30 protein-coding genes are annotated in these 24,319 nt (G+C 37.9%); 24 read left to right on the plus strand and 6 right to left on the minus strand.

What is annotated here, in order from left to right; genetic code table 11:
- Positions 1-7: 7 nt before the first annotated feature.
- Positions 8-799 (plus strand): glycosyltransferase family 2 protein, encoded by a 792-nt coding sequence (locus QZT26_RS01995; protein WP_295100246.1) that lies wholly within the window; start codon positions 8-10, stop codon positions 797-799.
- A 52-nt stretch (positions 800-851) separates the two neighbouring features.
- Here the strand turns inward: QZT26_RS01995 and QZT26_RS02000 are convergent, their stop codons facing one another.
- A complete protein-coding gene (locus tag QZT26_RS02000) occupies positions 852-1,988 on the minus strand; it encodes a glycosyltransferase family 1 protein (protein WP_338140404.1) in 1,137 nt (378 codons plus the stop codon).
- Between the two features lie 508 nt (positions 1,989-2,496).
- Between QZT26_RS02000 and QZT26_RS02005 the strand changes: the two genes are divergently transcribed.
- The 5 genes from QZT26_RS02005 (at position 2,497) to QZT26_RS02025 (ending at position 4,224) form a co-directional block, all read left to right on the plus strand.
- On the plus strand, positions 2,497-2,676 hold the full coding sequence (locus QZT26_RS02005) for a hypothetical protein (RefSeq protein ID WP_099325496.1): 180 nt from the start codon (positions 2,497-2,499) through the stop codon (positions 2,674-2,676).
- A 205-nt stretch (positions 2,677-2,881) separates the two neighbouring features.
- Positions 2,882-3,064, plus strand: a complete 183-nt coding sequence (locus QZT26_RS02010; RefSeq protein ID WP_295100249.1) for a hypothetical protein — start codon at positions 2,882-2,884, stop codon at positions 3,062-3,064.
- 566 nt (positions 3,065-3,630) lie between these two features.
- Positions 3,631-3,816: a hypothetical protein gene (locus tag QZT26_RS02015; protein ID WP_295100251.1), complete on the plus strand. Its 186-nt coding sequence runs from the start codon at positions 3,631-3,633 to the stop codon at positions 3,814-3,816.
- Entirely contained in the window at positions 3,797-4,000 is a 204-nt protein-coding gene (locus QZT26_RS02020; protein ID WP_295100252.1) for a hypothetical protein, read from the plus strand. Before QZT26_RS02015 ends, QZT26_RS02020 begins: the two co-directional genes overlap by 20 nt.
- A gap of 53 nt (positions 4,001-4,053) precedes the next feature.
- The gene (locus tag QZT26_RS02025; RefSeq protein WP_295100254.1) at positions 4,054-4,224 is read left to right on the plus strand and encodes a hypothetical protein; all 171 of its coding nucleotides are present in this window, start codon (positions 4,054-4,056) and stop codon (positions 4,222-4,224) included.
- A 900-nt stretch (positions 4,225-5,124) separates the two neighbouring features.
- Here the strand turns inward: QZT26_RS02025 and QZT26_RS02030 are convergent.
- Positions 5,125-6,180 (minus strand): type III polyketide synthase, encoded by a 1,056-nt coding sequence (locus QZT26_RS02030; protein WP_295100256.1) that lies wholly within the window; start codon positions 6,178-6,180, stop codon positions 5,125-5,127.
- Between the two features lie 16 nt (positions 6,181-6,196).
- A complete protein-coding gene (locus QZT26_RS02035; RefSeq protein ID WP_295100296.1) occupies positions 6,197-7,573 on the minus strand; it encodes a radical SAM protein in 1,377 nt (458 codons plus the stop codon).
- 339 nt (positions 7,574-7,912) lie between these two features.
- Between QZT26_RS02035 and QZT26_RS02040 the strand changes: the two genes are divergently transcribed.
- The 11 genes from QZT26_RS02040 (at position 7,913) to QZT26_RS02090 (ending at position 17,180) form a co-directional block, all read left to right on the plus strand.
- On the plus strand, positions 7,913-8,371 hold the full coding sequence (locus QZT26_RS02040; protein ID WP_099323793.1) for a YkgJ family cysteine cluster protein: 459 nt from the start codon (positions 7,913-7,915) through the stop codon (positions 8,369-8,371).
- Positions 8,349-8,852 carry a hypothetical protein gene (locus tag QZT26_RS02045; RefSeq protein ID WP_099323792.1) on the plus strand — a complete coding sequence of 168 codons (504 nt, stop codon included), beginning with the start codon at positions 8,349-8,351 and terminating at the stop codon, positions 8,850-8,852. The genes QZT26_RS02040 and QZT26_RS02045 overlap by 23 nt, the downstream gene beginning before the upstream one ends.
- A 206-nt stretch (positions 8,853-9,058) precedes the next feature.
- Positions 9,059-11,404: a ferrous iron transporter B gene (locus QZT26_RS02050; protein ID WP_295100260.1), complete on the plus strand. Its 2,346-nt coding sequence runs from the start codon at positions 9,059-9,061 to the stop codon at positions 11,402-11,404.
- Entirely contained in the window at positions 11,404-11,823 is a 420-nt protein-coding gene (locus QZT26_RS02055; protein WP_099323790.1) for a hypothetical protein, read from the plus strand. Before QZT26_RS02050 ends, QZT26_RS02055 begins: the two co-directional genes overlap by 1 nt.
- The gene (locus QZT26_RS02060; RefSeq protein ID WP_164995136.1) at positions 11,810-12,466 is read left to right on the plus strand and encodes a metal-dependent transcriptional regulator; all 657 of its coding nucleotides are present in this window, start codon (positions 11,810-11,812) and stop codon (positions 12,464-12,466) included. Before QZT26_RS02055 ends, QZT26_RS02060 begins: the two co-directional genes overlap by 14 nt.
- A gap of 291 nt (positions 12,467-12,757) precedes the next feature.
- Positions 12,758-13,546, plus strand: a complete 789-nt coding sequence (locus QZT26_RS02065) for a MotA/TolQ/ExbB proton channel family protein (protein WP_099323788.1) — start codon at positions 12,758-12,760, stop codon at positions 13,544-13,546.
- 5 nt (positions 13,547-13,551) lie between these two features.
- Positions 13,552-14,262, plus strand: a complete 711-nt coding sequence (locus tag QZT26_RS02070) for a flagellar motor protein MotB (protein WP_164995135.1) — start codon at positions 13,552-13,554, stop codon at positions 14,260-14,262.
- Positions 14,263-14,296: 34 nt separating this feature from the next.
- Positions 14,297-14,989 (plus strand): OmpA family protein, encoded by a 693-nt coding sequence (locus tag QZT26_RS02075; protein ID WP_099323785.1) that lies wholly within the window; start codon positions 14,297-14,299, stop codon positions 14,987-14,989.
- A 68-nt stretch (positions 14,990-15,057) separates the two neighbouring features.
- A complete protein-coding gene (locus QZT26_RS02080; RefSeq protein ID WP_099323784.1) occupies positions 15,058-16,002 on the plus strand; it encodes a L,D-transpeptidase family protein in 945 nt (314 codons plus the stop codon).
- 6 nt (positions 16,003-16,008) lie between these two features.
- Positions 16,009-16,656, plus strand: a complete 648-nt coding sequence (locus QZT26_RS02085) for a cyclodeaminase/cyclohydrolase family protein (protein WP_099323783.1) — start codon at positions 16,009-16,011, stop codon at positions 16,654-16,656.
- Positions 16,657-16,664: 8 nt separating this feature from the next.
- The gene (locus tag QZT26_RS02090; RefSeq protein WP_099323782.1) at positions 16,665-17,180 is read left to right on the plus strand and encodes a hypothetical protein; all 516 of its coding nucleotides are present in this window, start codon (positions 16,665-16,667) and stop codon (positions 17,178-17,180) included.
- Positions 17,181-17,335: 155 nt separating this feature from the next.
- On the opposite strand, the gene QZT26_RS02095 is transcribed toward QZT26_RS02090, so the two are convergent.
- Genes QZT26_RS02095 through QZT26_RS02105 form a run of 3 tightly spaced genes read right to left on the minus strand, consistent with a single transcriptional unit; the run spans position 17,336 to position 18,858 of the window.
- Positions 17,336-17,569 (minus strand): hypothetical protein, encoded by a 234-nt coding sequence (locus QZT26_RS02095; protein WP_099323781.1) that lies wholly within the window; start codon positions 17,567-17,569, stop codon positions 17,336-17,338.
- Between the two features lie 58 nt (positions 17,570-17,627).
- The gene (gene rnc / locus QZT26_RS02100; protein ID WP_099323780.1) at positions 17,628-18,341 is read right to left on the minus strand and encodes a ribonuclease III; all 714 of its coding nucleotides are present in this window, start codon (positions 18,339-18,341) and stop codon (positions 17,628-17,630) included.
- A complete protein-coding gene (locus QZT26_RS02105; RefSeq protein ID WP_099323779.1) occupies positions 18,325-18,858 on the minus strand; it encodes an NYN domain-containing protein in 534 nt (177 codons plus the stop codon). Before QZT26_RS02105 ends, rnc begins: the two co-directional genes overlap by 17 nt.
- Positions 18,859-19,234: 376 nt before the next feature.
- Between QZT26_RS02105 and pheA the strand changes: the two genes are divergently transcribed.
- From pheA to dut, 7 genes are all read left to right on the plus strand, one after another.
- Positions 19,235-20,314 (plus strand): prephenate dehydratase, encoded by a 1,080-nt coding sequence (gene pheA / locus QZT26_RS02110; protein WP_099323778.1) that lies wholly within the window; start codon positions 19,235-19,237, stop codon positions 20,312-20,314.
- Positions 20,315-20,320: 6 nt separating this feature from the next.
- Positions 20,321-21,106: a triose-phosphate isomerase gene (tpiA, locus tag QZT26_RS02115; protein ID WP_230405671.1), complete on the plus strand. Its 786-nt coding sequence runs from the start codon at positions 20,321-20,323 to the stop codon at positions 21,104-21,106.
- 39 nt (positions 21,107-21,145) lie between these two features.
- Positions 21,146-21,544 (plus strand): preprotein translocase subunit SecG, encoded by a 399-nt coding sequence (secG, locus tag QZT26_RS02120; protein WP_099323777.1) that lies wholly within the window; start codon positions 21,146-21,148, stop codon positions 21,542-21,544.
- A 195-nt stretch (positions 21,545-21,739) separates the two neighbouring features.
- On the plus strand, positions 21,740-22,624 hold the full coding sequence (locus QZT26_RS02125; protein WP_099323776.1) for a YicC/YloC family endoribonuclease: 885 nt from the start codon (positions 21,740-21,742) through the stop codon (positions 22,622-22,624).
- A gap of 63 nt (positions 22,625-22,687) precedes the next feature.
- Complete coding sequence (gene gmk / locus QZT26_RS02130; RefSeq protein WP_164995134.1) at positions 22,688-23,233, plus strand: guanylate kinase; 546 nt, start codon at positions 22,688-22,690, stop codon at positions 23,231-23,233.
- A 2-nt stretch (positions 23,234-23,235) separates the two neighbouring features.
- A complete protein-coding gene (locus QZT26_RS02135; protein ID WP_295100272.1) occupies positions 23,236-23,778 on the plus strand; it encodes a flavoprotein in 543 nt (180 codons plus the stop codon).
- Positions 23,779-23,783: 5 nt separating this feature from the next.
- On the plus strand, positions 23,784-24,233 hold the full coding sequence (gene dut / locus QZT26_RS02140; RefSeq protein WP_295100274.1) for a dUTP diphosphatase: 450 nt from the start codon (positions 23,784-23,786) through the stop codon (positions 24,231-24,233).
- The last annotated feature ends 86 nt before the right edge of the window (positions 24,234-24,319 follow it).

Genomic DNA, 24,319 nt, shown 5'->3' on the forward strand with positions numbered 1-24,319 from the left:
AGAGATTGTGAAAATTAGCGTCATTATCCCAACCTTTAACAGTGCAAAAACGATACAAGATACCCTTGAGAGTATAATCAGCCAGAACTGGCCAGATCTTCAAATTATTGTTCAAGATGGTGGATCTATAGATAGCACCAAAACCATCGTTGCACATTATCCATCTGCCATATTAGGATGGGAATCAGAGACAGATAAAGGTATATATGACGCCATGAATAAAGGCATCAATCGTGCAACCGGCGAAATCATTGCCATTCTTAACAGCGACGATACATGGTTGCCGGGTGCCCTGGAGCGGGTCGTGGCGGTATTTTCGCGTAATCCGAACGTTGGTGTGGTCTCCGGGTCTATTGAAGTGTGGGAAGACTCTCAAAACGGGGCTAAAGTAGTTTTGAAATCGAGTTTGCTCCATTTACACAAAGGAATGACTGTTCAACACCCTGCTACCTTTGTACGGCGGAGTGTATATAATAGCGTCGGGCTTTTTAATACGCACTATCGCATAGGTGCTGATTATGATTTTGTACTACGGTGTCTCAAGGTTAATATTCCATGGGTCATACTTGAAGACGTTCTTACCCTTATGCGAGCAGGCGGTAAGGGTGGATCGACCTTTAACTTCGATGACTGGACGATTCGACGGTCTCATAAACTTTCATCGGTTATTAGCGAAACCTGTATTTATGCAAACAATTTCACACGGTATTTAGCCAGGCAGTCCACTTTGAAAATATTCGGAGAGAAAGCAATATCAACACTGAGAAGTTATTTGTGGCGAAAGCGGGTATATCGATAAAAAAGTATCTGAAGGAAAACCACTAAATGTGGTATTGGTTTATTAATAAATGTTAAAGAATACTTTCAAAAACTTTCAAAGTATTCTTTGCTGTATTCTCCCATGAAAAATCTTTTGCCCTTGTTAATGAATTTATTTTCAATGTGGAGATTAAATTTTTATCCATTAATGTCTTGAAAATTACATCAGCTATTGCGTTAGGATCCATCGGATCAAAATAGTTAGCCGCATCTGCACAAATTTCCACCATCGGTTCTACCTTAGAAGCAAGTATTGGAGCGCCGCAAGCCATTGCCTCTACTAAGGTCATTCCAAATGATTCGCATATTGAAGGATAAACAAATATCATACAGCTAGAATAGAGATAAGGCAGTTCTTCATAGGGGATACTGCCCAAAAAAATGATGCGGCCCTCATATCTATGCTTTCTAATAAAATCCTGCATCTCTTCGTAATATTCCTCATCAAAGCATCTTCCTGCAAAAACGAGCTGAATATCACCGTCTATTTTGTCCTTCAGTAGCACAAACGCCTTTATAAGCTCAAAGAAATTTTTATACCTTTGGATATGGGATACATAAAGGATGAATTTATCTAAACCATATTTTTTTTTAAATTGAAGGGATATATTGTCTTCGATACCGGGATGAAATATTCTTTTATCAATGCCATGATGGATAACTTCGGCATGATGCATTAAAGTGCCAGGCTTTTCTGTAAGAGTACGTGCTTTCATAGAAGGGAAAATAACTCGCTGGGCCTTTTTGATTGATAGCATTGTTAATAATTTTAATAGTTTCAACCTTATTCTTTGAGTTAAACCCCTTCCACTTGAGAGATCGTCGTTAAATGGCTCGATGTTCTGTACCATGATAACGTTCGGGGGTTTACTGAAAAGAGGGCATATATTCCCTGGAGAAAAAAGAACATCAACGCCTTCTTTTTTCAGGATAAAAGGCAAGATTAATTGTTCCCACAAGATGCGTAGTAGAGGATTTCCTGAGGCCATTCTAAACGATAAAAATGTAAAATCGGGGTGTTGAAAATAAAATACATCTTTTCCTTTGAGTGTTGTGAGTATAAGAAATTGATGGTGAGTGTTTATTTTTGACAAATACGTTAAGAGATTTTTTATGTAGGTGACACCTCCGCCGGCAACGGCAGATGTCGTATTAATGGCTATTTTCATGTAATATTAATCCAGTAGGGCACGGATAAATACTGATAAACGCGGATTATATAACATTCCCGTATCTGAAACAACGAATAAAATATTGTGTGACAGTTCTGTTTACCGCAGAGAAAGCGGAGACTTCGTCGCGAGTCTTCGGTGTGAGATCAGACGAACACTCAGTTGAACGATCGCAGAGGCAGCAAGGTAGGTAATGGTTCACCAGGCGCAAAGGTAGTATTTTTAGAAAATTTTTCTTTGCGTCTCTTATTATAAGGAGTATAACCTATAATTATCCTTCGGAGGAGCTTGAAGAAGAAATCAGGAAAGATTTAAATACTTTAAAGAATGTGATAAATTAAAAGATAAAGGTTGCTGGCTTGTCAGTTTTAGTAAATATCGTTGTCCCTGTTTTCCAATGTTGCTGAGGCACTTAGACATGCATGGCTTGTGTAAAGTAAATATGTCAGCTATGAACATTGGAGTGTCAAGATTCAAGATCTGACCCTCGGTACTGTCATATCAGATGGAAAGCGATGATAATGCAGTAATAAACGGCATACGTCAGAATACAAAAACCGGCAGACCTTGCGGTGGCAAGTCTTTTATAAAAAAAGAGATTAATGGCATTATCAAAGGGAAGACCGCCAAAGAAAAAATAAATGGTTGCCATCCCTATTATTCCCTCATATCGATAGGTGTATAATGCCTTGCTGAGAAGGGAGCAGGAAAGCCGTATGAGGGAAAAACCTCACGTAAGGTTTGATGAGAAGATGCTGGAAATAGGGTATGGTTGAGATGGTGTGTGACACTCTCAGAGGAAACGGAGAGAAACAGGGAACACAAATCTTAACCTGTAGCCACTACACCAGTGTTTTGCTCTACATTTAATAAGGAAGATTGTTAAAGATATGATTGATGCTATGCCAGAGGACGAGCTTAAAAAAGTCTTTGAAATCCTGGAACGTCTTATAGAAAAAGACAGTAATGAAACGTGGTCCGTATGGGAAGAACTTGGTAAAGACGCAGCGGAAGGTAAATGGAATGATGCTTCAGAAAGACACGATTTCTATTTATACGGAATAAAGAAATGAAAATCTTTATTGATACCAGCGCGTGGGTTGCCTTAGAAAACAGAAAAGACATTCACTTGATAAAGATTTTGAACAAATGGGCTTTGCAAAAAGCCCTTTGCTAACGTATATATGACGTGGGGAATATTTTCCAAACTACTTTTAAACAAATATGGAAATCACAAAAAATATTCACAGTTTCGCAATCGGGTTCATAATAATGTTGTACCCTTTTCAGTGCCGGTTTTGCCCGTCATTCCATGTTTCTACGTATCAAGAAGATACTGAAGAACTCAAATGTTTTCTAATTAAATAAAATGAGAATTTATTTTGATAGTTGTAGCATTCAAAGACCATTTGATGATAAATCTCAAATTCGTATTAGAATTGAGACAGAAGCGATTTTAAGTATTATAGCACTGATTTAGGATGGAAGGATTGATCCGATTACCTCATCAGTGGTAGAATTTGAGTTAAAGAAAACACCTGATCCGGAACGAATATCTTCTGGATTAAAAGTAATATCGTTACATTCAGAAAGAATTACTTTGTCTGATAAAATTGTTAAGCGAGCCAAATAATTTGAAATGCGAAATATAAAGGCGATCGATGCGCTACACCTTGCGATTGCTGATGTAGAAAAAATAGATTATCTTTGCACATGCGACGATAGGTTTCGCAAAAGTGCAAGCAAGATCAAAAAGCTAGATACAAAAATTGTTTCTCCTATAGAATTTATAGAGGAGTATGAAAATGATTACGATAACAAATAATGAAATAAATAAAGAAGCGTTTGAAGTTCTTTTTAAAGAACTTGGCGTTAGCAAAACGATACGGTTTATAAACCAGTTTAGCGCTGGAAGAGGAAACTATACTGAAATGAAAGATAAAATATTTAAAGGAATGACGGTGGATGATATAGTTTCTGAAATCGAATCAAACAAAGAGTTACCATAAAATTTATGAGGAGATTCGTAACGCAACGTTTTTAAAAGGAGAGAGAGGATGCTATGCCAGAGGAAGAATTTAAAAAAATCTTCGAAACACTGGAATGTATTATGGAAAAAGACAGTAATGAAGCGTGGTCAGTATGGGAAGAACTTGGTAAAAACGCTGCTGAAGGCAAATGTAACGATGCTTCTGAAAGACACTATTTCTGTTTGTACGGAATAAAGAAATGAAAATCTTTATTGATACCAGTGCGTGGGTTGCCTTAGAAAACAAAAAAGACATTCATTTGATAAAGATTTTGAACAAATGGGCTTTGCAAAAAGACCTTAGCTAATGTGTATATGCCATGTGAAATATTTTTCGAATTCTTTTTAAACAAATTTGGGAATTAGAGAAAAATATTTCCACTTTCGTATCCGGGTTTATAATAGGAGCATTTCCGATTTTTTGTAACCGTTTGCGTGATTGGGGCAAAACAACGCAGCAAGGGATGTGGCAAGCCTGTCCCCCGCTGGCGGGGGATTAAGGGGGTGGAATTGTCTGCGGAGGAAATCTGGGAGGTTTATAACATGAATAGCCATAAATTTTTCTTCTCATTCCTACGTTCTGCGGGAATGCATGTCACTAAACAGGATAAAATTGTCCATTTGACCAGTCTGCGGAGCGTGGGAAAGAGGGTCAAATTTGTTTTCATAATAAAGGGGTAGTTGAATCGATGGAGAAATCCAGTCCACCCCCTGCACCCCCGCCAGCGGGGGACATAGTTTGAACAACAGGCGCATTCCCGATTTTTGGTTAACTAATTGTACATTGTAACACAAACATCCTGCTTGTGGCATTTTACCCTCAAACAGGAAGCTTGTGTTACTATTCCTTTCCCTCTCCCCGCTAATGGCATTTTTACAAAAAATCGGGAATGCTCCCATATCGCGGGATAATGAGAAGTTGGATAACACTTTAGTTTTTTTGAAAAACGTAAGAGCAGGGACGAAGCACGAAAGACGAAGGATGTTCATCATCCGTCGTCCCTACACTATGCGCCAAACATTGCTATTATTGGAATTTTTCAAAAGACTAAAGTGTTACGATAATTGAAATATGGAGGTTTGACCCCACTGTTGCGACGATTTTTAATGTCTAAGAAGAAATCCATGAGCGCTCAGCCCGGCGCCGAACGCTACCATTACACACCAATCGCCGGGAGCAATGCTTTTCCTTATAATTTCTTGCAACACAAACAATACTGTCGGGGAAGACATGTTTCCATACCTCGCCAAAACGTCACGGGTTGGTTGTAGTTGTGATTCGGAAAGTCCCAGCTCGTTCCTGATAGCATTGATTACTTTTTCCCCTCCCGGATGGAAGGCCCAGTGTTCAATATCCTCAGGTTTTAGTTTCCAGGGTGTTAGCAAGTCCATTACAACCTGAGAAACAGTTTTACTGGCAATCGCAGGTAATTTCTGAGAAAGCTGGTTACGCAATTGCCCATTTTTGTATATGTATCGTATATCTTCGCGATGATGAGTGTCACACCTGCTGGCAGAAGCAACCAAGGTAAATATTCCAGGACGTTTCCATAGAACGGTTGCCGCTGCCCCGTCAGCAAAGATCGCATTTGAGACGATTAAACTCAAATCGTCTGCCATTTGAAATGTTGCGCTGCAAATTTCTACCGAAACACTTACGACCACTCCATCTCCATTCGACTGTATCATATCTTTACAAATCTGTAGATTGGGGATAGAACCGCCACAACCGCTTCCTACAAGGTCGTGAATCCTTATTCGTTTAGATAAACCAAGCTTTTCTATAAGGTATGTAGAAATTCCCGGGCAAATGTATCCGGTACAGGTGTTTACTACCAATCCTGTTATGGTATCTTTCGTTAAACCAGCCTGTGCGAGGGAGTCATTAATTGCTTGCGACGAAAGCTCTATTGCCCAATTTGTGAAACGGGTAATACGACTATCCGGATGTTCATTGACAAGGCATTCAATGTTATCTGTTGCAATATGTCTGCATAATACACCCGGATGAGCGAAAATCTTTTTCATTCTTGCAAGACTTTTTGGCCCTAATTTACTGGCATAATGTTTTGCGAGAAAAGCTTCCGCTTCTGCCTGTTTTATCACATACGGCGGTGTTACTGTAGATAATGAGGCTATAGATACATTTTCATTAAACATAAGCAAGATTATTACATTATATATCTCTACCCAAATATCTAAGCCCTCTGCGAATGAATCGTGTATTTTTCCAGAGAGGAGGTTTGATTCCCAGCCAATATCCTATACGATTCAGAGCAGGAAGGAACGGCAAACCGATAGCTTTGGGAGTCATAAAATTCATGTGTACCGACATGGCAGAACGGATTGTTTTCAATAACCATTCCAACTGAATGGTTGGAGAAAAGTAAAATACCGGTTCAAGCATGTTATGGGGAGAAACGGTTAATACGTCCTCTGACCGTGCTATATTTTCAAGCTCAGTACCTGGATATATGCGTATTCCTATCATAAAAAGCGCTACATCTTCAGGGCGAATTTGTCTTTTCGCGAAATCAAGTGTTTCCATAACAGTGTCTTCCGTTTCACCTGGCCCGCCGAACATAAATATCCATAAACAAGGCATAGTATGTTTCCGGATTATTTCAGATGACCTATAGATCTCACGCGCGGTAAAACCTTTCTTTAAACGTTCAAGGACGGGGTCGGCAGCGCTTTCAACGGTAATGCCTATACCAACAAAACCTGCACGTTCCATTACATGAAGAAGTTTATCGTCAATAAAAAGAGGATTCAACTCCACCGTTTGGAATCTGGCATTTATTCCAGTCTTTGCAATCGAATCACAGATATCCAGTGCGTGTCCGTAAGGGGAATTAAATACATTGTCTACAAACTCAATATCTTTCATACCACTTTTTGTCAATTCAATAATCGCATTTGCTACCTGTTCAGAATCACATAACCGGTAAGAAATGCCCTCAAGTTTTCTATACGTGCAATAGACACATTGAAAGTGGCACCCGAGTTTCGTTTGAATGGGAATAGTGGAAAACCGTGATAAATATGCGGGCACATTAATCCATCGACGAAAATCAGGGATTACGTTGTTCAATAAAAAATTGTTTCCACTATGAGTATTTATTTTAAAACCTGTTTTGTCATTCCACGCAATACCGGGCACATGAATCGGCTTTTCATTTTTAGAAAGAACATCCAACACTTCGGGAAAGACAACCTCTCCGTTTCCTGTGATTACCCAATCTGCGCCGGTATAATTGAGGAGTTGTTCTGGCATAACCCCTGCACCAGCACCTCCCAGGATAAGCATAGCTTTTGTTTTTGAGCGAATTGCATCGACAAGTAATTTCAAATCTTTATAGAACGCTACCGGATGTAACATATCATTGTTGTCGATATTTCGTACAGAGAGTCCTATGACATCAGGTTGTATTTTATCGATGGATGAACAGAGGGCGCGTAATGGGTTACGAACAAACATTAAGTCTAATACCTGAACATGATAACCAGCCCGTACAGTGGCATCAGCAACCATACATGCTCCGAGGGGCATGACAGGTATTGGACCGCGATAACGATTGGTGATAACAAGAAGGACATTCACTGCTTAAAATGTCAACCCATAAACAGATTGTTTCAACTACCGTTCATCCAGAAAGATTAAAAATATATTCTAGTATGGTTTTTTGTTAATAGCTATTGAATTATTAATTGTTTATTGTACATATTCATTGCTTCAGAATGTGGAGTTTTACCATTATTTCTTCCTTTACATTTCAAAGTTAAAATTGTATTGTTATTTCCCGATAGATTTTCAATATATGAGAAATTTTACTGTGTGGAATAAACGCAAAAAGTGGGAAGTATAGAAGAGAAATTATTTATTTGAGATATGGATTGCAGCGAACAAACAAAAGATAAAGAGGATGGAGCAGATTGTAAGCCCTGGTACAAAAAAGGACTACAGTTTGAATGCCAGCAGTGTGGCAAGTGTTGCCGTGGGGAGCCAGGGGTTGTTTGGGTGAATGACAAAGAGATTAAAGACATTTCCCGATTTCTGGGAATTACTCAGGAAATGTTTGCAAAAAAATATTTAAGAAATGTTTATGGGCGAATTAGTTTGGTGGAATATGGCAATGGCGATTGCGTTATGTATAACAACGGTTGCGTTATATATGAAGTTAGACCATGCCAATGCAGAACGTTTCCTTTTTGGTCTTCGAACATCAAAGAAAAGAACGAGTGGGAAAAGTTAAAGGGGCAGTGTGCAGGCATAGATAAAGGGCGGTTGCATAATTTGAAAACAATACGAAAGAATTTGATAATGTATGAAAATCGATTTGCCGGATAATAGTATTATTGCAGAAAAGGAAACAGCTCATAATGATCAACTGTTTTCGGAGTTAAAGGAACTTTATTGTCTCTTAGAGCATGAAGTGTCTTTGATTAATCCCAGATGTAATAAATGTGGAATGTGCGGCAATTTCGGGGAATATGACCATGTGCTGTATGCAAGCAGTGTTGAAGTTGATTATGTAACTAAAAATGTGTCTGTTCACGATTTTGATATTTCAAGAGATGTTTGTCCATTTCTCAAAAATGATTTATGCAGTATCAGGAACTTTCGGATGCTTTCCTGCAGGGCATTTTATTGTGACGAAAGACATAAAGATGAAACCCAATCAATACATGAAAAATACCATCGGTTAATCAAGACGCTCTATAATAAATACCACCTCGAATGGGAGTATAGTCCATTTCTCCCACAACTTAAGAGATTCAAATCAAACACGTTGAAAAACGGCAACATCATTCTCCCTCCGGATATTTAAGAAAGAGTTCATCAAATCCTCTACGCAGAAATTACTTGACTTAAACCGGAAAGGAAGTAGACTGTTTTTGCTGAGACTCATTATCAATCAAGCCAGAACCAAACATGCACGAAATACTAAAGGCGGAACCACAGATTGCACAGATTAAAAAATTAAATATTCGGATTCCACCATTAAATATTTTGCTACAAAGCACGCACTGACGAATGGAAGTGTGCAAAGAAATTACTGATAAGGTACTAAACGTTAAATTAAATGAAAGAGCAGTTACGGGTAATACGTATATGAATATTAAGAGTGCAGGTACCTTCAAATTGGCACTTGTCGGAAACCCGAATGTCGGAAAGAGTGTTATTTTTGGGTTACTTACGGGTAAATACGTAACAGTATCAAACTATCCGGGCACCACGGTGGAAGTATCGCGTGGGGTATATAAAGGGTATGAAGGGGGTATCGAAGTGATAGATACGCCGGGCGCGAATAGTCTCATACCGCTTTCTGAAGATGAGGCAGTTGCAAGGGATATTTTGCTGGAAGATTACGATAAGCGCATTGTTCAGGTTATCGATGCTAAAAACCTGAGGCGTGGTTTATTGATAACAACCCAGATCGCTGAAATGGGGTTGCCGGTCTTGCTGGTACTTAATATGTGGGATGAACTCCTTGACAGAGGGATGAATGTTGATATCAATGCCTTGCAGGATTATTTGAAGATTCCTATAGTGAAAACTATTGCAACACACAAGGTAGGTTTCAGAGAGTTGTTTCATTCGGTGCCTCTTGCCAGTGTGCCGGACATCCGGATTAATTACGGCAGATATATTGAAGAAGGAATTTCAAGGGTAGGCAAGATACTTAACAATCTAATGGTGGTGAACGACAGGGCTTTGGCGATTATGTTGTTATCGCATGACGAATCGCTGGAAAGAAAATTAAAGGAAAAATTACCGGAAGTTTCGTTGCAAGAAATTGCCGGAATACGTGAAGACGTGCAGAGACATTTTAGTAATCCGTTAGGGTACGTTATTAGCATTAAACGCTCACATTATGTTGACCGTCTGATTGAAAAGGTTACAACCGCAGCGGGAAAAGAGGCGGAAACCCGGCCGTTTATGAGGGGAGTATTTTTCTTCTTTTTGGTACCCCTGACGACTTTTTTAATCGGATATAAACTTATGTCGTTGCTCATGTATGCAATTACCATGAAGTTGCAGGTATCCGATGTCCTTGAGACCGTGCTGGAACTTTCTGCCGGCGGCATAATGTCCCTTTATTTTACGTTGTATCTTTATAAAAATGAATTTAAAACACGGAGTAAAATTACCGAAGTTTTGGGGCGGATTACCATGCATCCCATAGCTGCATTTCCCCTGTTGATAATAATTTTGTGGATAGTTTACAAATGGGTGGGAGAGTTTGGTTCCGGTGTGTGTGTGGACTTTTTAGAAAACAAGATATTTGGCAGTGCGGAAACGCCCTCGGATGGCTTTGATTTATGTGTGTATATTCCTTTTCTTAAAAAGGTTTATACTTTTACCCACATCAATTTCGAGGGAATAAATTATTATATTGGACTGTTGGCACAAAAAATAATGAGTAAAGATAATTTGATTTACGAATTATTTTTAAATGCGCAATCAGGGCTGATTCAGGTAGGACTTACCTATGCGATTGCAATCGTTTTCCCCATTGTAGGGTTTTTCTTTCTTGCATTTGGCATTATGGAAGACAGCGGGTATTTGCCCAGACTGGGGGTGATGGTGGACAAGACATTTAAGCGTATCGGATTAAACGGAAAGGCCGTGCTTCCAATGGTTTTAGGTTTGGGATGTGACACGATGGCAACGATGACCACCAGGATTTTAAATACGAAAAAGGAAAGGATTATTGCCACCCTGTTGTTAGCATTGGCGGTACCCTGTTCCGCGCAGCTAGGGGTGATTGCAAGTGTTCTCGGTAGTATTTCCGGGATATATTTTGCGGCATATTTTCTTATTATTTGCTCACAGCTTTTTTTTGTTGGTTATTTATCAGCAATAATCCTGCCAGGCGCCCCCTCTGATTTTATAATGGAGATACCTCCGTTTCGCATGCCAAAATTATCCAATATATTCATAAAGACATTTTATCGGGTTAACTGGTTTATGAAAGAGGCCGTACCTTTGTTTGTACTGGGTACGCTTGTTTTATTTGTTGCTACAAAGTTGGGAGTGTTATCTTTTGTTGAGAAAATAGGGCAACCAGTAATCGGATATTTTTTAGGATTGCCGGTTGAAACGACCCGCGGATTTATTTTAGGGTTTTTAAGAAGAGATTATGGAGCGGTTAGTATTTTTAAAGTGTTGGAAGAACAGGGGGTGGGGCATGTAATAGATCCAAAACAGTTACTGGTTTCCCTCGTGGTTATCACCTTGTTTATTCCCTGCATTGCAAATTTTTTTGTTATGATCAAAGAGCGCGGTGCGAAAAACGCATTTTTAATGTTTGCATTTATATTGCCCTATTCTATACTCGTTGGGGGTTTGTTAAGAATTGTTTTGCGTTTATTTTGATGGGACAAATGATAGGCAGGATTGTTTCTCTTTCGGAAGAGTGTGCAGAGGTATGTATTGTTGATACACAAAGCGCGTGTAGTAACTGTTCGTCATGCCCCAAGAAAACAGGAACAAAAGATATCATAAAGGTAGCCGGACTAAATAAAGTAAAGGCTGGACAGCTTGTTATCTTGCGTGATAACAGAAACTGGATAAATAAAAATAAAATAATATCATTAATTGGCGGCTTTATTTTTGGAGTAATTCTTTCAGAAGTATTTTCAAAAATTATAGTGTTTCGTACATATCGTTCGGAATATGATTTCATCGGTGGCGGTATTATGGTTGTCATCATGATAATTCTTATAAAAATAACAAAACCAAACTATTGTTTGAGAATGGAACTGTATGGAGAAAAAAAACGTGAACATAATTGAGTCTTGCCATGAAGAATTGCTGGAGCTGATATGGACAATTGAAGAAGAACATGGTGAAACCGAGAAGGAATTGCTGATCAGGAAGGAAGGCAGTTCTTTTGCTGAAGCATATCTGAAAACACTTGTGAATAATGGATATATTTTGTTAAAAGATAATAAAGTTATTCTGACGGAAAAGGGTCAGGTGGAAGCAAAATTAATCATCAGAAGGCACAGACTTGCGGAAAGATTATTGCACGATGTTTTAGAGGTAAAAGAAGAAGCCATGGATTCCAGCGCGTGTGATTTTGAGCATTTTTTGAGCGAAGAGGTAACAACAAGCATATGCACGCTTTTGGGTCACCCATTAACATGTCCTCATGGGAAAAATATCCCTCCGGGTGATTGCTGCAGGAAAACTGATCAGGAAATACGCCCTGTAGTATTTCCACTTACAGAATTACAGCCTGGGAAAAACGCTAAAATTTCTTACATTGTTACGAAATTTAACGGTAGACTGGACAGGCTTTCTTCAATGGGATTATTGCCAGGGATAAAAATCCACCTACACCAGAAATACCCCACCTATGTGATACAAATGGGCCAAACACAAATTGCAATCGATTCAACTGTTGCACGCGATATCTATGTACGGCATGGTTGAGTAAGAGGTCATGGTTGTATTTGTTTGACTAAAGTTGAGAAGTTCCACTAAATTGACATAAAAATTTCCCCCGTCAGTTGAAGAAGCATATTATTTCATATCTGGACATACCGCTGCGAATAAGAAAACCGATACATTATCCACGGCAAATATCTGCAATTTAAATCCAAATATATACATAAAAAGAACTTGCGTAAGTTTTAAATAGAAGGTAATATTTCGAGAAAAAATTTTATGAACACGAAATTTGTTTTAAAACGTTATCATTTTTTTGCATGGAGAAAATAAATTATGGATCCTGGTGCACTAATAGGGATAATAATTGGTGCTGCGTTGATATTGGTATCTATTGTGATGGATGGAGGTGGAGCGGCAGTTATTGCTTACATCAACATACCTTCCATAATGATTGTAGTTGGTGGGACGTTGGCTGCGACCATCGTACGATTTCCGATACCGACAGTAATTGGAGCGATTGCCGTAGCAAAGAAAACGGTATTTGTTAAATTTGGGCCAATTGAGGAAGAAATCAAGCGGTTGGTTGAATTTTGTAAAGTCAGTCGTCGCGAAGGTCTTTTGGGACTCGAGAAAGAGGTTGAAAAAATAAATGATCCATTTTTGGTTAAGTCGGTAAGATTACTGGTGGACGGTTCGGACTCGGATGCCTTAAGGGATATTCTCGGAACTGAAATTGATAAAATAAGACAAAGACATACATCTGGCAAGGGTATTCTTGATTTTGCAGGAATGGTGGCTCCTGCTTATGGTATGATTGGAACGTTGTTGGGCCTTGTTAATATGTTAAAAAACCTCGATGACCCCTCAAAAATTGGCGGCGGTATGGCGGTTGCGCTTATAACTACATTGTATGGGGTTATTTTGTCAAATCTTATTTTTATACCACTTGGTGGCAGATTAGAAACGTTAAGCAGCAAAGAACTTTTGTCGAAAGAAATCATACTGGAAGGCGTTGTTTCAATACAAAAAGGTGATGCACCCATGATTACCGAAGACAAATTGAAGGCGTTTTTGCAGCCGAAGGATGCGATGAAAATGTCTGAAGAAAATAAAAAGGAATAGAAACAATGTCAGAAGAAGCGCCGAAAGGCCCGGAAACTCCAGGATGGTTGCTAACATACGGCGATATGGTGACATTGTTAGTAACATTTTTTGTTATGTTAATAAGCCTTTCTACGATCAATGTTGATAAATATAAAGAAGCCATGAAACAGGTTCAGGCTAGTATTGGGGGTACTCATGTATTGGAAGGCAGCAAACAACCTCTAGACAAAGATGCAAAGTCCGACATTGTTGATATTAAAGAAGTTGATTTTCCGCCCACGCGAATGCAGGAATTGACGGAAACGGAAAAATTTGTTGAAGATAAAGAATGGTATCAATATTTAAACGATTTTGTTACGAAATCCGAATTAAGCAATTATATTGACATTGAAGAGATAAAGGTAGGATATATTGTAAAAATACCAGTAGATGTTTGTTTTGAAAAAGGTGAGTCAATTTTAACATGGGAAGCAAATAATATTTTTAAAAAACTGAGTTCTGTTTTGGGAATGACGCGCGGAAAGATTATTGTGGATACGAGTGTTGGGGGTGTCGAATGGCAGAAAATTTCAGCACAAAAGAAATTGATAATTGATAGGGCAGGGCGTATTGCAGATTATTTATTATCATTTGAAACGATTGCTCCGGCAAGGGTTGCAATCTCCGGCAGACGGATTGATGAAATAAGAGATACAGACAAAATTGCTATTGTTGTATTAAAAAAAGCGAGCTAATATTTTTGTGAATTTTATTGGAAAATACATTTAGATGTCTTCTCGCAAAAAGAAAAAGAAGGGTTTCTTTCCTGCAAAGCCGCCGGACATGTTTTTGTTATCGTATGCAGCATTGGCAACGTTGCTTCTGGCTTTTTTTATCATTATTAATACTTTTACTGAAGAGAAAAACAAGAAAATGGTTGAAGCATTTCAAAAATCGTTTCAAAGAAATGTTATAACATTAGGTATGGGGGGATTGTTGCCGGAGAGCAGTAGTATTGAAGAGAGTAAAAATATCCATGATATGAAATATACCTTTTACGATGATGATATGGATGATATTCCGGCGCAAACAGGCGATAAGGAAGTAGATAAAATGGAGAATGAAGCAGATCATATACCTGCCGCTGCAGTAATTTATTTTAAAGAGCATGGAGCAACATTGTCGCTGGAAGGCATGCATTCTTTAAATAACCTGGTTAATTTGACTGCTGACAGACCTGTTTTGTTAATGGTAGAGGGGCATACGAGAGTGGCCTTTAAACCATCTAAGGATTATGAAACAAGCTGGAAACTATCGGTTGATAGAGCGAGAGCTGTTGCTGATTATTTGCACGAAAAAGGGAACATTTCTCACAAAAGGCTAATAACTGTCGGACATGGCAACAATAATTCTTTTGTTAAAAGCCCTGGCGGCGACAGATTTAATGACAGAGTATCTATTATCATCAAAAAGTTGAGATAACGGCTTGCTATGTATCGAAAGAGTTTCAATTACTTGGGTGCTATTTATGCGGGGGGATTGTTAATAGTATGAAAAATATTACAATAAACAAAATATTGATATTTATGTCTATTTTCGCTCCTGTAAACAGCGGCCTATTTTTATTTAGCAACAATACCAGCATCTTTGCCGCAAATGATCACGGAACATCCATTTTACTGGTAGGAAAAGATGATATCATATTGTATAAAAAAGATATTATTATAAGCACTGATGATCTAAAAAATATTAAAAAGAATAAGACGCCACTCAGTGAAAAAAGGAGTGTGTTTAACATAGGTATGATTGATGAATATTTAAAAGAGGGGAAAAATTATGAGGCGAGAAATCATCTTTCGGAAATTTTTTTAAATAAAAAAATCCCTGAAAAACAGCATGAAATTAAAGAATTATTAGATAAATTGAACAGTGAATTGATATTTTCAACCAAACCTTCCGAAGATGCGGTATTGTATACCGTGCAGGCTGGGGAAACGCTTTCGAAGATTGCAAAGCAATTTAATACCAATTATGAACTTATTATGAGAATAAATAAAAAACCGGATTCACGACTGAATATTGGAGAAAAACTCAAGATTCTAAAAGGTAAAACAAAGATATTGATTAGTAAGAGTGAATTTACCCTGACGGTGCTGCTGAACGACCGTTATGTAAAACAATACCGTATCGGTACCGGTAAGAATGATAAAACGCCGGAAGGAACGTTTGAGGTCAAGAACAAAATGAAGAATCCAACATGGTATTCGCCTTATGGCGGTGTTTATTCTTACGGAGATGAGAAAAACATATTAGGGACACGGTGGATAGGTTTTAAAGAAAAAGAAAATCTTGCCGGATTCGGGATTCATGGTACAACGATGCCTGAAACAATTGGTACCGCATCTTCAGACGGGTGTATTCGAATGAAAAATAGTGATGTTGAAGAAGTGTTTGATTTTGTTACAACGGATACCGGGATTATCATACAAAGATAACAGGCCATGATGTATTTAAATGAGTCCATTGAAAAGTATTTGAATGATTCGGCTGCCCGCATTCCGGCGCCTGGCGGTGGGAGTGCGTCGGCATTAATTGGGGCGTTGGCGTCAGCAATGGCTTCAATGTCGATTCATTTTACTGTTGGAAAACAAGGATTTGAACAAAATACCGGACGGTTAAAGGAATTACTGAAAGAATGTGAAAAGAGCAGAGAAGTGTTAACGGCATTAATACAGGAAGATGTTGATGTTTATAATGAAGTAGACAAGACATTACGGATGCCAAAGATTACAAGTGATGAAAAGAAATTTAGACTCGAATCCATTATAAGGGCAAAGATATTTGCGACGATGGTACCCTTAAAAACCGCAATGACGTGTCTTTATGTATTAAAATTGACCAGAGAATTTGCGGAAATTACCAATCCAAATCTCATATCAGAAGTAGGTGTAGCTGCGATACTTGCTGATGCAGGATTTCAATGTGGTAAGATAAATGTTGATATTAATCTTTCGCATTTGGACAACCAGGTAATGATTCAAAAGGTACAAAATGAGATGCATCAGGCAGAGAAAACTGCCAAAATTTATTTTAATGAAATTTATAAAATCGTACAGAAAAAATTGTGGAGAGAAGAACAAGCTATCTAAATTGCGCTATGGAATGGAGAATAAATAAAGGGAATACCAAATGCAGTGTTTGTGAGAAAAAATTCGAAGAAGAAGAGGACTATTATTCAGCCCTTTTTGATGAAGATGAAAATTTTACACGAAAAGATTTTTGCGCTACCTGTTGGAAAAGAGATGCGCTTGAAAATCTTTTTTCATTCTGGAAAACGAGGATACCGAAGCAGGGCAAGCCCATTAAAAAGTTTGTCAATATTGGCCTGATTCTGGATATATTTTGCAGATTAGAAGATAGCGAAAATGCGCACAAAAAAAATTTACGATATGTTTTAGCGCTATATTTAATCCGAAAGAAGGTATTTAAATTCAAAAACCTGCAAAAGCAAGAAGACAAGGAATGTATTGTTGTTCAATATCCCAGAGAAGATAAAGAATATTATGTTTTTAATCCAAATATGAGTGAGGAAGAAATTGAATCACTCACGAGAGAAATGTCAGATCTTCTCGAATACCCTTATACAGAACAAGGTATTTTAAATAATGTGTAATATTCGCATTTCTAATGAAACATCCATGACCTAAAGGTCACAAAGTGGGACGAAAATAAATAATCCACAGATTACGCAGATCAAGAGAAGATTAAAATAGTTTTTTTTAAGTGCTAATCTGCAGAATCTGCGGATAAAAAATATTTTCCAATAAATTATTGCTTATTATATATGCAGGTACCGCATTCGACCGCAATGCCTATGCTCTTTCTTTTTCTTAAAGCATTTCTAAGGCTTTCAATTTGCGATGAATCTGGATTCTTTTGCCTTTGCGCAATCATTAACTGTGTGTGCATTTGTCTGGTCTTCTTAATACTTGGACATACTGCTTTTTTTATACCTACCGGACAGATACCGACTATTTTCTTTTTATTCAGTTGCCTTACCATAAATTACCTCCGTTAATTGTTTAAAATAAAGAGAATCATTTAGTTACACGCAGAAGATTTAATTTGAATCGGGTGTTAATATTTTCAAGGCTTCTTTCGCGGCAGATTGTTCTGCTTCTTTTTTGCTTTTTCCCCATCCCCGGCCATATTCACTCCCCTTAATTGACACCACTATTTCGAAGGATTTGCCATGGTCTGGCCCTATTTGTTGCAATAACCGGTAAGTTGGGGTAATACCATATTCTTTTTGACTGTATTGTTGCAATATCGATTTGTAATTTTTTTTGTGCTGGTTTTTACATACGAGATCTATTTCTTTTTTTAAATATCTTAAGGTAAACTCACTGGCGGCTTCTATGCCTCCATCAATATAAATTGCTGCAATTAAAGCTTCAAAAACATTTGCGAGCAAAGATTTCGGAAAAAGGTCCCTGTCGTTTAATCCTCTTCCCACTAAAAGAAATTCTTTTAAGCCGGCCTCCATGCCAACTTTTGCCAATGTTGATTGGCTTACAACAACAGACTTTACATTTGTCAACTCTCCTTCGCTATAATGCGGCATTGTTTTGTAAAGATAGTCGGAAATAATCATACCTAATACTGCATCGCCAAGGAATTCTAACCGCTCGTTTGAAAAATTATTCTCAACCCGGCATGATGTATGCGTCAATGCCTTTTCTAGTAACAACATTTTTTTAAAAGAATAGCCAATAATGTTCTGGCATGCAATAAATTTTTCCGGGTTTGTTTGAGAGTTAGTTTGCAGTATCATTTTTTTGAAACTTTTTTTCCTTAAATAGCATAGATTCTTCTATAGCGGTATATTTTGTAGAAACATTGATGAGTTCTATGGCGGTACTACGTCGAAAAGAAACAGTTTCAACCCTACAACCATGGTATTTCAATAGCTCTACCAGTGGTACAAAATCCCCATCACCAGTAACCAATACAACTGTGTCCAGTTTGGATGCAATTGAAATTGTATCAATTGCAATACCCATGTCCCAATCACCTTTTGCGGTGCCGTCAGGCCTCAGTCGCAGGTCCTTCGTTTTGATCTCATACCCTAATCGGCACAAAGCGTCTGTAAAACTGGATTGGTCCACATCCGGTTTCTGTACGATATAAGCTATTGCCCGTACTAAATTTCTACCACCAACGATCTCTAATAAAAGTTTACTATAATCAATCTTAGACTGATGTAACGCCTTTGCGGAATAAAACATATTTTGAACATCAACGAAGACCCCAATCCTTTGCGGAGAGTTGCCTATTTTTCCTACTGCCATAAGTATACAATCCTTTCTGAACAGGTTAATATAAATTCATATAATACAAATACTTAAAAACGTAAGATAATGATATTGAAGCTCAGGTAGGAAAATAATAAATCAATCGTAAAAATAGTATTTAAAAGAACGATGGCATCGTTATCGTTTTACATCATAACATGCCTAAATGCAAAATATTAGAGCAAAAATAAATTTTATTTTAATGATTTTAACAATGTTTCGTCTACAGTCAATTAAAAAAACTTCAAATGACTTAATTTTATTGACTCTCTTGAGGAATTGTGATAAATTTAGTTGAAATTTTACCTATAAATGCTTTGTTATCAACGACTAACCTTAAATAATTACTATTTGCTGACTGGTTAAAATAGACATGAGTATCGATGATTTAAGGAACGAAATTGACATAATTGATGAGAAGATTGTAGATTTACTCAACGAAAGAGCAAAATTCGTTTTAAAGATTGGAGAAATTAAACAACAAAATCGTTCACAGGTTTACGTTCCTAATAGAGAGCAGGAAGTTTACCTACGAATTACATCAAAAAATAAGGGGCCTTTATCTAATGAATGCTTAAAAGCTATATACCGTGAATTAATGGCAGGTTCTTTGGTGTTAGAGAAGGCTATTAGGGTTTCTTATCTCGGCCCTGAAGGAACGTTTAGTTATTTTGCCGCAAAACAGAAATTTGGTTCGTCTGTTGAGTACATCCCGGCAAGGGGCATAGAGTGTGTTTTCAGTGATGTAGCCGGCAATAGATGTGATTATGGCATTGTTCCCGTTGAGAATACCATTGAAGGTGGCATTCGTGAAACATTGAATATGTTTGTAAAACATGATGTAAAGGTATGTTCTGAAATAATTTTGCCAATCCATCATTATTTGATGGCAAATTGCAAAAAAGAAGAAATCAGAAAGGTATTTTCGAAACCACAAATATTAACACAGTGTAAAAATTGGTTGGCGGTTAACATTCCTTGCATTGAACTTATTGAGGTAAGTAGTAGCGCAGAGGCTGCAAGAATAGTTGCAGGTGCTCAAAAGTCGGAGGAAGGCAGGTGTTTTGCCGTGATTGGCAACTCTGAGATTTCTCACAAATATGGATTAAAGATTCTTTTTGAAAATATTGAAGACGACCCGAGCAATACGACAAGGTTTTTTGTCCTCGGCAAAGAATATAGCGGCCCCAGCGGAAAGGACAAAACAGCGATAATGTGTTACGTTAAAAATCGTTCCGGGGCATTGGTAGAAATCTTAGGCCCATTTAAATCGTACAGCATCAATCTCACGAATATAGAATCACTGCCTACGCGAAAAAAGGCATGGGAATATTGCTTTTATTTGGATTTTGATGGACATGTATCAGACCAGAATGTTCAAAAAGCACTTGAAGAGATATCAAAAAAATGTTTTGATGTTAAGATTCTCGGCTCTTTTCCAAAAGGAGATTAAGAGGCATTGAATTCAGACAACCAAAAAAAAAGACCGATTATTCTGGGCAATTGGAAGATGAATAAATCCCTGAAAGAGGGGGTTCAATATGCCAGGTCTTTAAAAGCGGCTATAGCGGGGAAAACCTGGATTATGTGCGGTATTTGTCCGCCTTACGTTTTCCTCAAAGATATTTGTGCCATTTTGGAGGGCAGTACGATTTGCGTTTCGGCTCAAAATATGCACAGTGAAGCCAGTGGGGCATTTACAGGTGAAATTGCCGCTCCAATGTTAAAGGAAGTCGGGTGTTCTCATGTACTTGTTGGCCATTCAGAGAGAAGACATATTTTTGGAGAAGACGATTTCTTCATAAATGATAAAATCAAAAAAGCCATATCCTTTGAATTAGTTCCAATACTTTGTATTGGTGAGACGTTGGAAGAACGAGAGGCCGGGAATACAAAAGATATCGTTCTTCGGCAGCTTAAAAATGGATTGCGTGGTGTTGGCATTGAATTAATAAAATGCATTATCATTGCGTATGAGCCGGTTTGGGCGATTGGCACTGGCAGAACGGCTTCTCCTGAACAGGCAAACGAAGTTCATTCCTTTATCAGGACTATTTTATCTGAAGACTATGGTAAAGATATTGCAAAGAAGTTGAGTATTATCTATGGAGGGAGCGTAAAAGCAGATAATACTGAAGCATTGATACATCAGCCGGAAATTGACGGTCTTTTGGTTGGCGGTGCCAGCCTTGAATTAGAATCTTTTTTAACAATTATTGAAGTTGTACAGGGTGTTGATTTTTAGTTTGATAGTGTGATTTTTATGAATAGGTAGGAGAGTTAGATGATTAAGGCGGAAAAGGCGTTTAAATGGGGGCTTGCTATTGTTGTTATCTTTGGCACGCTGAATGCATTCTTTTTTTTAAATTGGATTGTTGCATTGAAAATAACATTGCCAATTTTATGCGTATTTTTAATTGGTGCAATATTATTGCAGTCCGGAAAAGGAGGGGGGTTGGCTGCTATTGGAGGTTTGGGCGATCAGTCCGCTTTTGGCACAAGAACAAGCTCGTTTCTTACGCAAGTTACCTATCTGATTGGCGCCGCCTTTATTGTTGCAACAATTTTCTTGTTTAAACTTTCTTCGCCTACCGGAGATTTAGGAACAATGATGACACATGAACATCGGGAACCGCAGGAACCGCAGGAACACGAACACAGTGAAGATTGTGATCATGATTAATGCACGTATGAAGGCGAGAACAATGTTGAAAATGCCGGGCTAAGGGTGTGCCTAAAAGTCTCTTTGACAATGTAATAGATGGATTACCGTGAGGCAAAACAATGTTAAATAAACAATTATTAAATATGGTGATGAAACAAAAATGCAAAGAAATGATAGTCTGAGAGTCCGTAGGTATAGATATGGAGCCTTATTATGCTTAAGAGTATGACCGGATTTGGAATTGCTGAATACAATGATGATAGGGGTTCGATGCGTGTGGAAATCCGCTCTGAGAACAATAAATTCTTAAAAATAAATACACGTTTGCCGGAACAATTTCAGTCTTTTGAAAGTGAGTTTGATCGGGCTATAAGGAAAAAAATTGTTCGGGGTTCTGTTGTTTTATCGCTGAACTATAAATCGTTTCGGCAAGAGAATGATTTTACATTAAATACGGAGAAGATAGAGGAGTATTATCGTTTAATAAACGAGCTTAAAGGAAAAATCAAATGTACTGATGAAATTTCAATCAATTCGTTAGTACAATTGCCTGGAGTTTTACAAAAAAACAAGGATGATGCGAATGACGCTGAATCGTTATTGAGTATTTGTCATACTCTTATTAACGAGGCTCTGGAAAAATTATCAGAAATGCGCATAACCGAAGGGAGTCATATAAAAAAAGATATATTACAGAGAAAAGATTTTATCGTGTCAATGATGGATAAATTTGAGGAACGATTACCATTAATAATTCAGGAATATGCAAAACGGCTGCACAGCAGGGTAGCATTCCTGCTTTCTGAAACCAACGTTGAACTTACAGATAGTAATTTATGTCGTGAAGTCGCCATATTTGCAGAGAGAAGCGATATTGCAGAAGAAATAAACAGACTTAAAAGTCATATACATCAGTTGCAGGAGACATTAGATTCTAATGAATCTATTGGTAGGAAACTTGATTTTATTATTCAGGAAATGTTTCGTGAGACAAATACGATGTGTTCTAAAGCTAACGATACAGTATTGTTGAAAGACCTTATTGATATTAAAATGGAAATTGAGAAAATCCGTGAGCAGGCATTTAATATTGAATAAGGGAATTGTTATAATGAGAAACAATAAATATTTTAATCTGTTTGCCGGCATAAGCATATTTTAATGGGGAAAATTGTAATTATTTCAGGGCCTTCAGGGTCTGGCAAAACAACGGTTTGCAAAATATTGAAGCAACAGGCGCATGTCGAAGAATCAATTTCGGTAACGACACGCTCACCCAGAAACAACGAGAAAGACGGCGAATCATATCATTTTGTTTCTAAAGATAAGTTTATGGAAATGATTAAAAATGGTGAATTTGCCGAATACGCAGAATATTGCGGCTACAATTACGGCACACCTCTAAAACCACTGCAAGAGGCAACCAAAAAGGACATTTTTTATCTTCTGGAAATCGATGTGCAGGGGGCTTTGCAAATAAAAGAAAAATTTCCTGAGGCCATTTTAATTTTCTTATTGCCGCCGAATAATGTAACCTTGAGCCAACGCCTGATTAACAGAAATACCGATAAGGCACAAGACCTGGTGAATCGCCTTAAAATGGCGGAAAAAGAACTGGAATACAAAGATAAATATGACTATTGCGTTGTAAACGATGATTTGGACGCAACCGTCAATGCAATTCGTAACATTTTGTATATAGCGTAATTATGCATAATTGTATAGTTGTTGGGGTGACAGGAAGCATTGCTGCTTATAAGGCGGTTGAAATTGTATCGGGCTTGGTCAAAAGAGGCAGCGCCGTGTTTGTGGTAATGACGTATAATGCGCAACGTTTTGTACATCCGGTAACGTTTCGTTCCATTTCCCAAAAAAATGTCATTACAGAGTTGTTTGTCGAAAATGAAAATTATAATCCTAGTCATGTGTCTCTGGCGGAGAGAGCAGATTTAATTGTAGTAGCTCCTGCTACGGCAAATTTTATTGGAAAAGTGGCTGCCGGAATTGCTGATGATGCATTAACCTGTACGGTTATGGCCGCGAAAACCCCTGTAATTATCGCTCCGGCAATGAATGATAGCATGTATTTAAACCCAATAGTGCAGCAAAATATTAAAAAGTTAAAAGAGCATGGTTATATAATTATTGAACCGGAAGAAGGTCGTTTGTGTACAGGGAAGATGGGAAAGGGAAGACTCGCTTCAAACGAAATGATAGTTTCTGTAATATTAGAAACACTTAAAAACAAATAAATGCTGTGAAAACGGTCAGAGTAAAATTAAAGAGAAAACAGGGAACGGAGGACTTGCCATTGCCGCGATACATGAGTGATGCGGCAAGTGGTATGGATCTTTATGCCGCCGTTGAAAGCGATTTAACATTGAAACACAGTGAAATTAAACTCGTACCTACGGGTCTATATATTGAATTGCCCTTTGGATATGAGGCACAGTTAAGACCAAGAAGCGGTTTGGCATTGAAGCATGGTCTAACACTTTTAAACACTCCAGGCACAATAGATAGTGATTACCGCGGTGAAATCGGAATCATATTATGTAATTTCGGAAAAGAACCGTTTGTTGTGAAACGTGGTTTAAGAATTGCTCAAATGGTAATTCAACCAGTAGTGAGGGCAGAATTGATAGAAGTAGACCAGTTGGAAGAATCAAACCGTGGAGAAGGGGGTTTTGGTCACACAGGACATTAATTATTTTCAATAATTTCCATATCAACTGAAGGGAAATACCATGAGGAATCGGAGTACGCTCTCCCCGACAGAAATAACAAACGATT

This window comes from uncultured Candidatus Kuenenia sp. (assembly GCF_900696675.1).
GTDB lineage: Bacteria > Planctomycetota > Brocadiia > Brocadiales > Brocadiaceae > Kuenenia > Kuenenia stuttgartiensis_A.

Bases quoted from the DNA above. Each gene is read 5' to 3' on its own strand.
- QZT26_RS02000 (WP_338140404.1), bottom strand. From the start codon at position 1,988: ATGAAAATAGCCATTAATACGACATCTGCCGTTGCCGGCGGAGGTGTC.
- QZT26_RS02005 (WP_099325496.1), top strand. From the start codon at position 2,497: ATGGAAAGCGATGATAATGCAGTAATAAACGGCATACGTCAGAATACA.
- QZT26_RS02010 (WP_295100249.1), top strand. From the start codon at position 2,882: ATGATTGATGCTATGCCAGAGGACGAGCTTAAAAAAGTCTTTGAAATC.
- QZT26_RS02015 (WP_295100251.1), top strand. From the start codon at position 3,631: ATGCGAAATATAAAGGCGATCGATGCGCTACACCTTGCGATTGCTGAT.
- QZT26_RS02020 (WP_295100252.1), top strand. From the start codon at position 3,797: ATGATTACGATAACAAATAATGAAATAAATAAAGAAGCGTTTGAAGTT.
- QZT26_RS02025 (WP_295100254.1), top strand. From the start codon at position 4,054: ATGCCAGAGGAAGAATTTAAAAAAATCTTCGAAACACTGGAATGTATT.
- QZT26_RS02030 (WP_295100256.1), bottom strand. From the start codon at position 6,180: ATGTTTAATGAAAATGTATCTATAGCCTCATTATCTACAGTAACACCG.
- QZT26_RS02035 (WP_295100296.1), bottom strand. From the start codon at position 7,573: ATGCCCCTCGGAGCATGTATGGTTGCTGATGCCACTGTACGGGCTGGT.
- QZT26_RS02040 (WP_099323793.1), top strand. From the start codon at position 7,913: ATGGATTGCAGCGAACAAACAAAAGATAAAGAGGATGGAGCAGATTGT.
- QZT26_RS02045 (WP_099323792.1), top strand. From the start codon at position 8,349: ATGAAAATCGATTTGCCGGATAATAGTATTATTGCAGAAAAGGAAACA.
- QZT26_RS02050 (WP_295100260.1), top strand. From the start codon at position 9,059: ATGGAAGTGTGCAAAGAAATTACTGATAAGGTACTAAACGTTAAATTA.
- QZT26_RS02055 (WP_099323790.1), top strand. From the start codon at position 11,404: ATGGGACAAATGATAGGCAGGATTGTTTCTCTTTCGGAAGAGTGTGCA.
- QZT26_RS02065 (WP_099323788.1), top strand. From the start codon at position 12,758: ATGGATCCTGGTGCACTAATAGGGATAATAATTGGTGCTGCGTTGATA.
- QZT26_RS02070 (WP_164995135.1), top strand. From the start codon at position 13,552: ATGTCAGAAGAAGCGCCGAAAGGCCCGGAAACTCCAGGATGGTTGCTA.
- QZT26_RS02075 (WP_099323785.1), top strand. From the start codon at position 14,297: ATGTCTTCTCGCAAAAAGAAAAAGAAGGGTTTCTTTCCTGCAAAGCCG.
- QZT26_RS02080 (WP_099323784.1), top strand. From the start codon at position 15,058: ATGAAAAATATTACAATAAACAAAATATTGATATTTATGTCTATTTTC.
- QZT26_RS02085 (WP_099323783.1), top strand. From the start codon at position 16,009: ATGATGTATTTAAATGAGTCCATTGAAAAGTATTTGAATGATTCGGCT.
- QZT26_RS02090 (WP_099323782.1), top strand. From the start codon at position 16,665: ATGGAATGGAGAATAAATAAAGGGAATACCAAATGCAGTGTTTGTGAG.
- QZT26_RS02095 (WP_099323781.1), bottom strand. From the start codon at position 17,569: ATGGTAAGGCAACTGAATAAAAAGAAAATAGTCGGTATCTGTCCGGTA.
- rnc (WP_099323780.1), bottom strand. From the start codon at position 18,341: ATGATACTGCAAACTAACTCTCAAACAAACCCGGAAAAATTTATTGCA.
- QZT26_RS02105 (WP_099323779.1), bottom strand. From the start codon at position 18,858: ATGGCAGTAGGAAAAATAGGCAACTCTCCGCAAAGGATTGGGGTCTTC.
- pheA (WP_099323778.1), top strand. From the start codon at position 19,235: ATGAGTATCGATGATTTAAGGAACGAAATTGACATAATTGATGAGAAG.
- secG (WP_099323777.1), top strand. From the start codon at position 21,146: ATGATTAAGGCGGAAAAGGCGTTTAAATGGGGGCTTGCTATTGTTGTT.
- QZT26_RS02125 (WP_099323776.1), top strand. From the start codon at position 21,740: ATGCTTAAGAGTATGACCGGATTTGGAATTGCTGAATACAATGATGAT.
- gmk (WP_164995134.1), top strand. From the start codon at position 22,688: ATGGGGAAAATTGTAATTATTTCAGGGCCTTCAGGGTCTGGCAAAACA.
- QZT26_RS02135 (WP_295100272.1), top strand. From the start codon at position 23,236: ATGCATAATTGTATAGTTGTTGGGGTGACAGGAAGCATTGCTGCTTAT.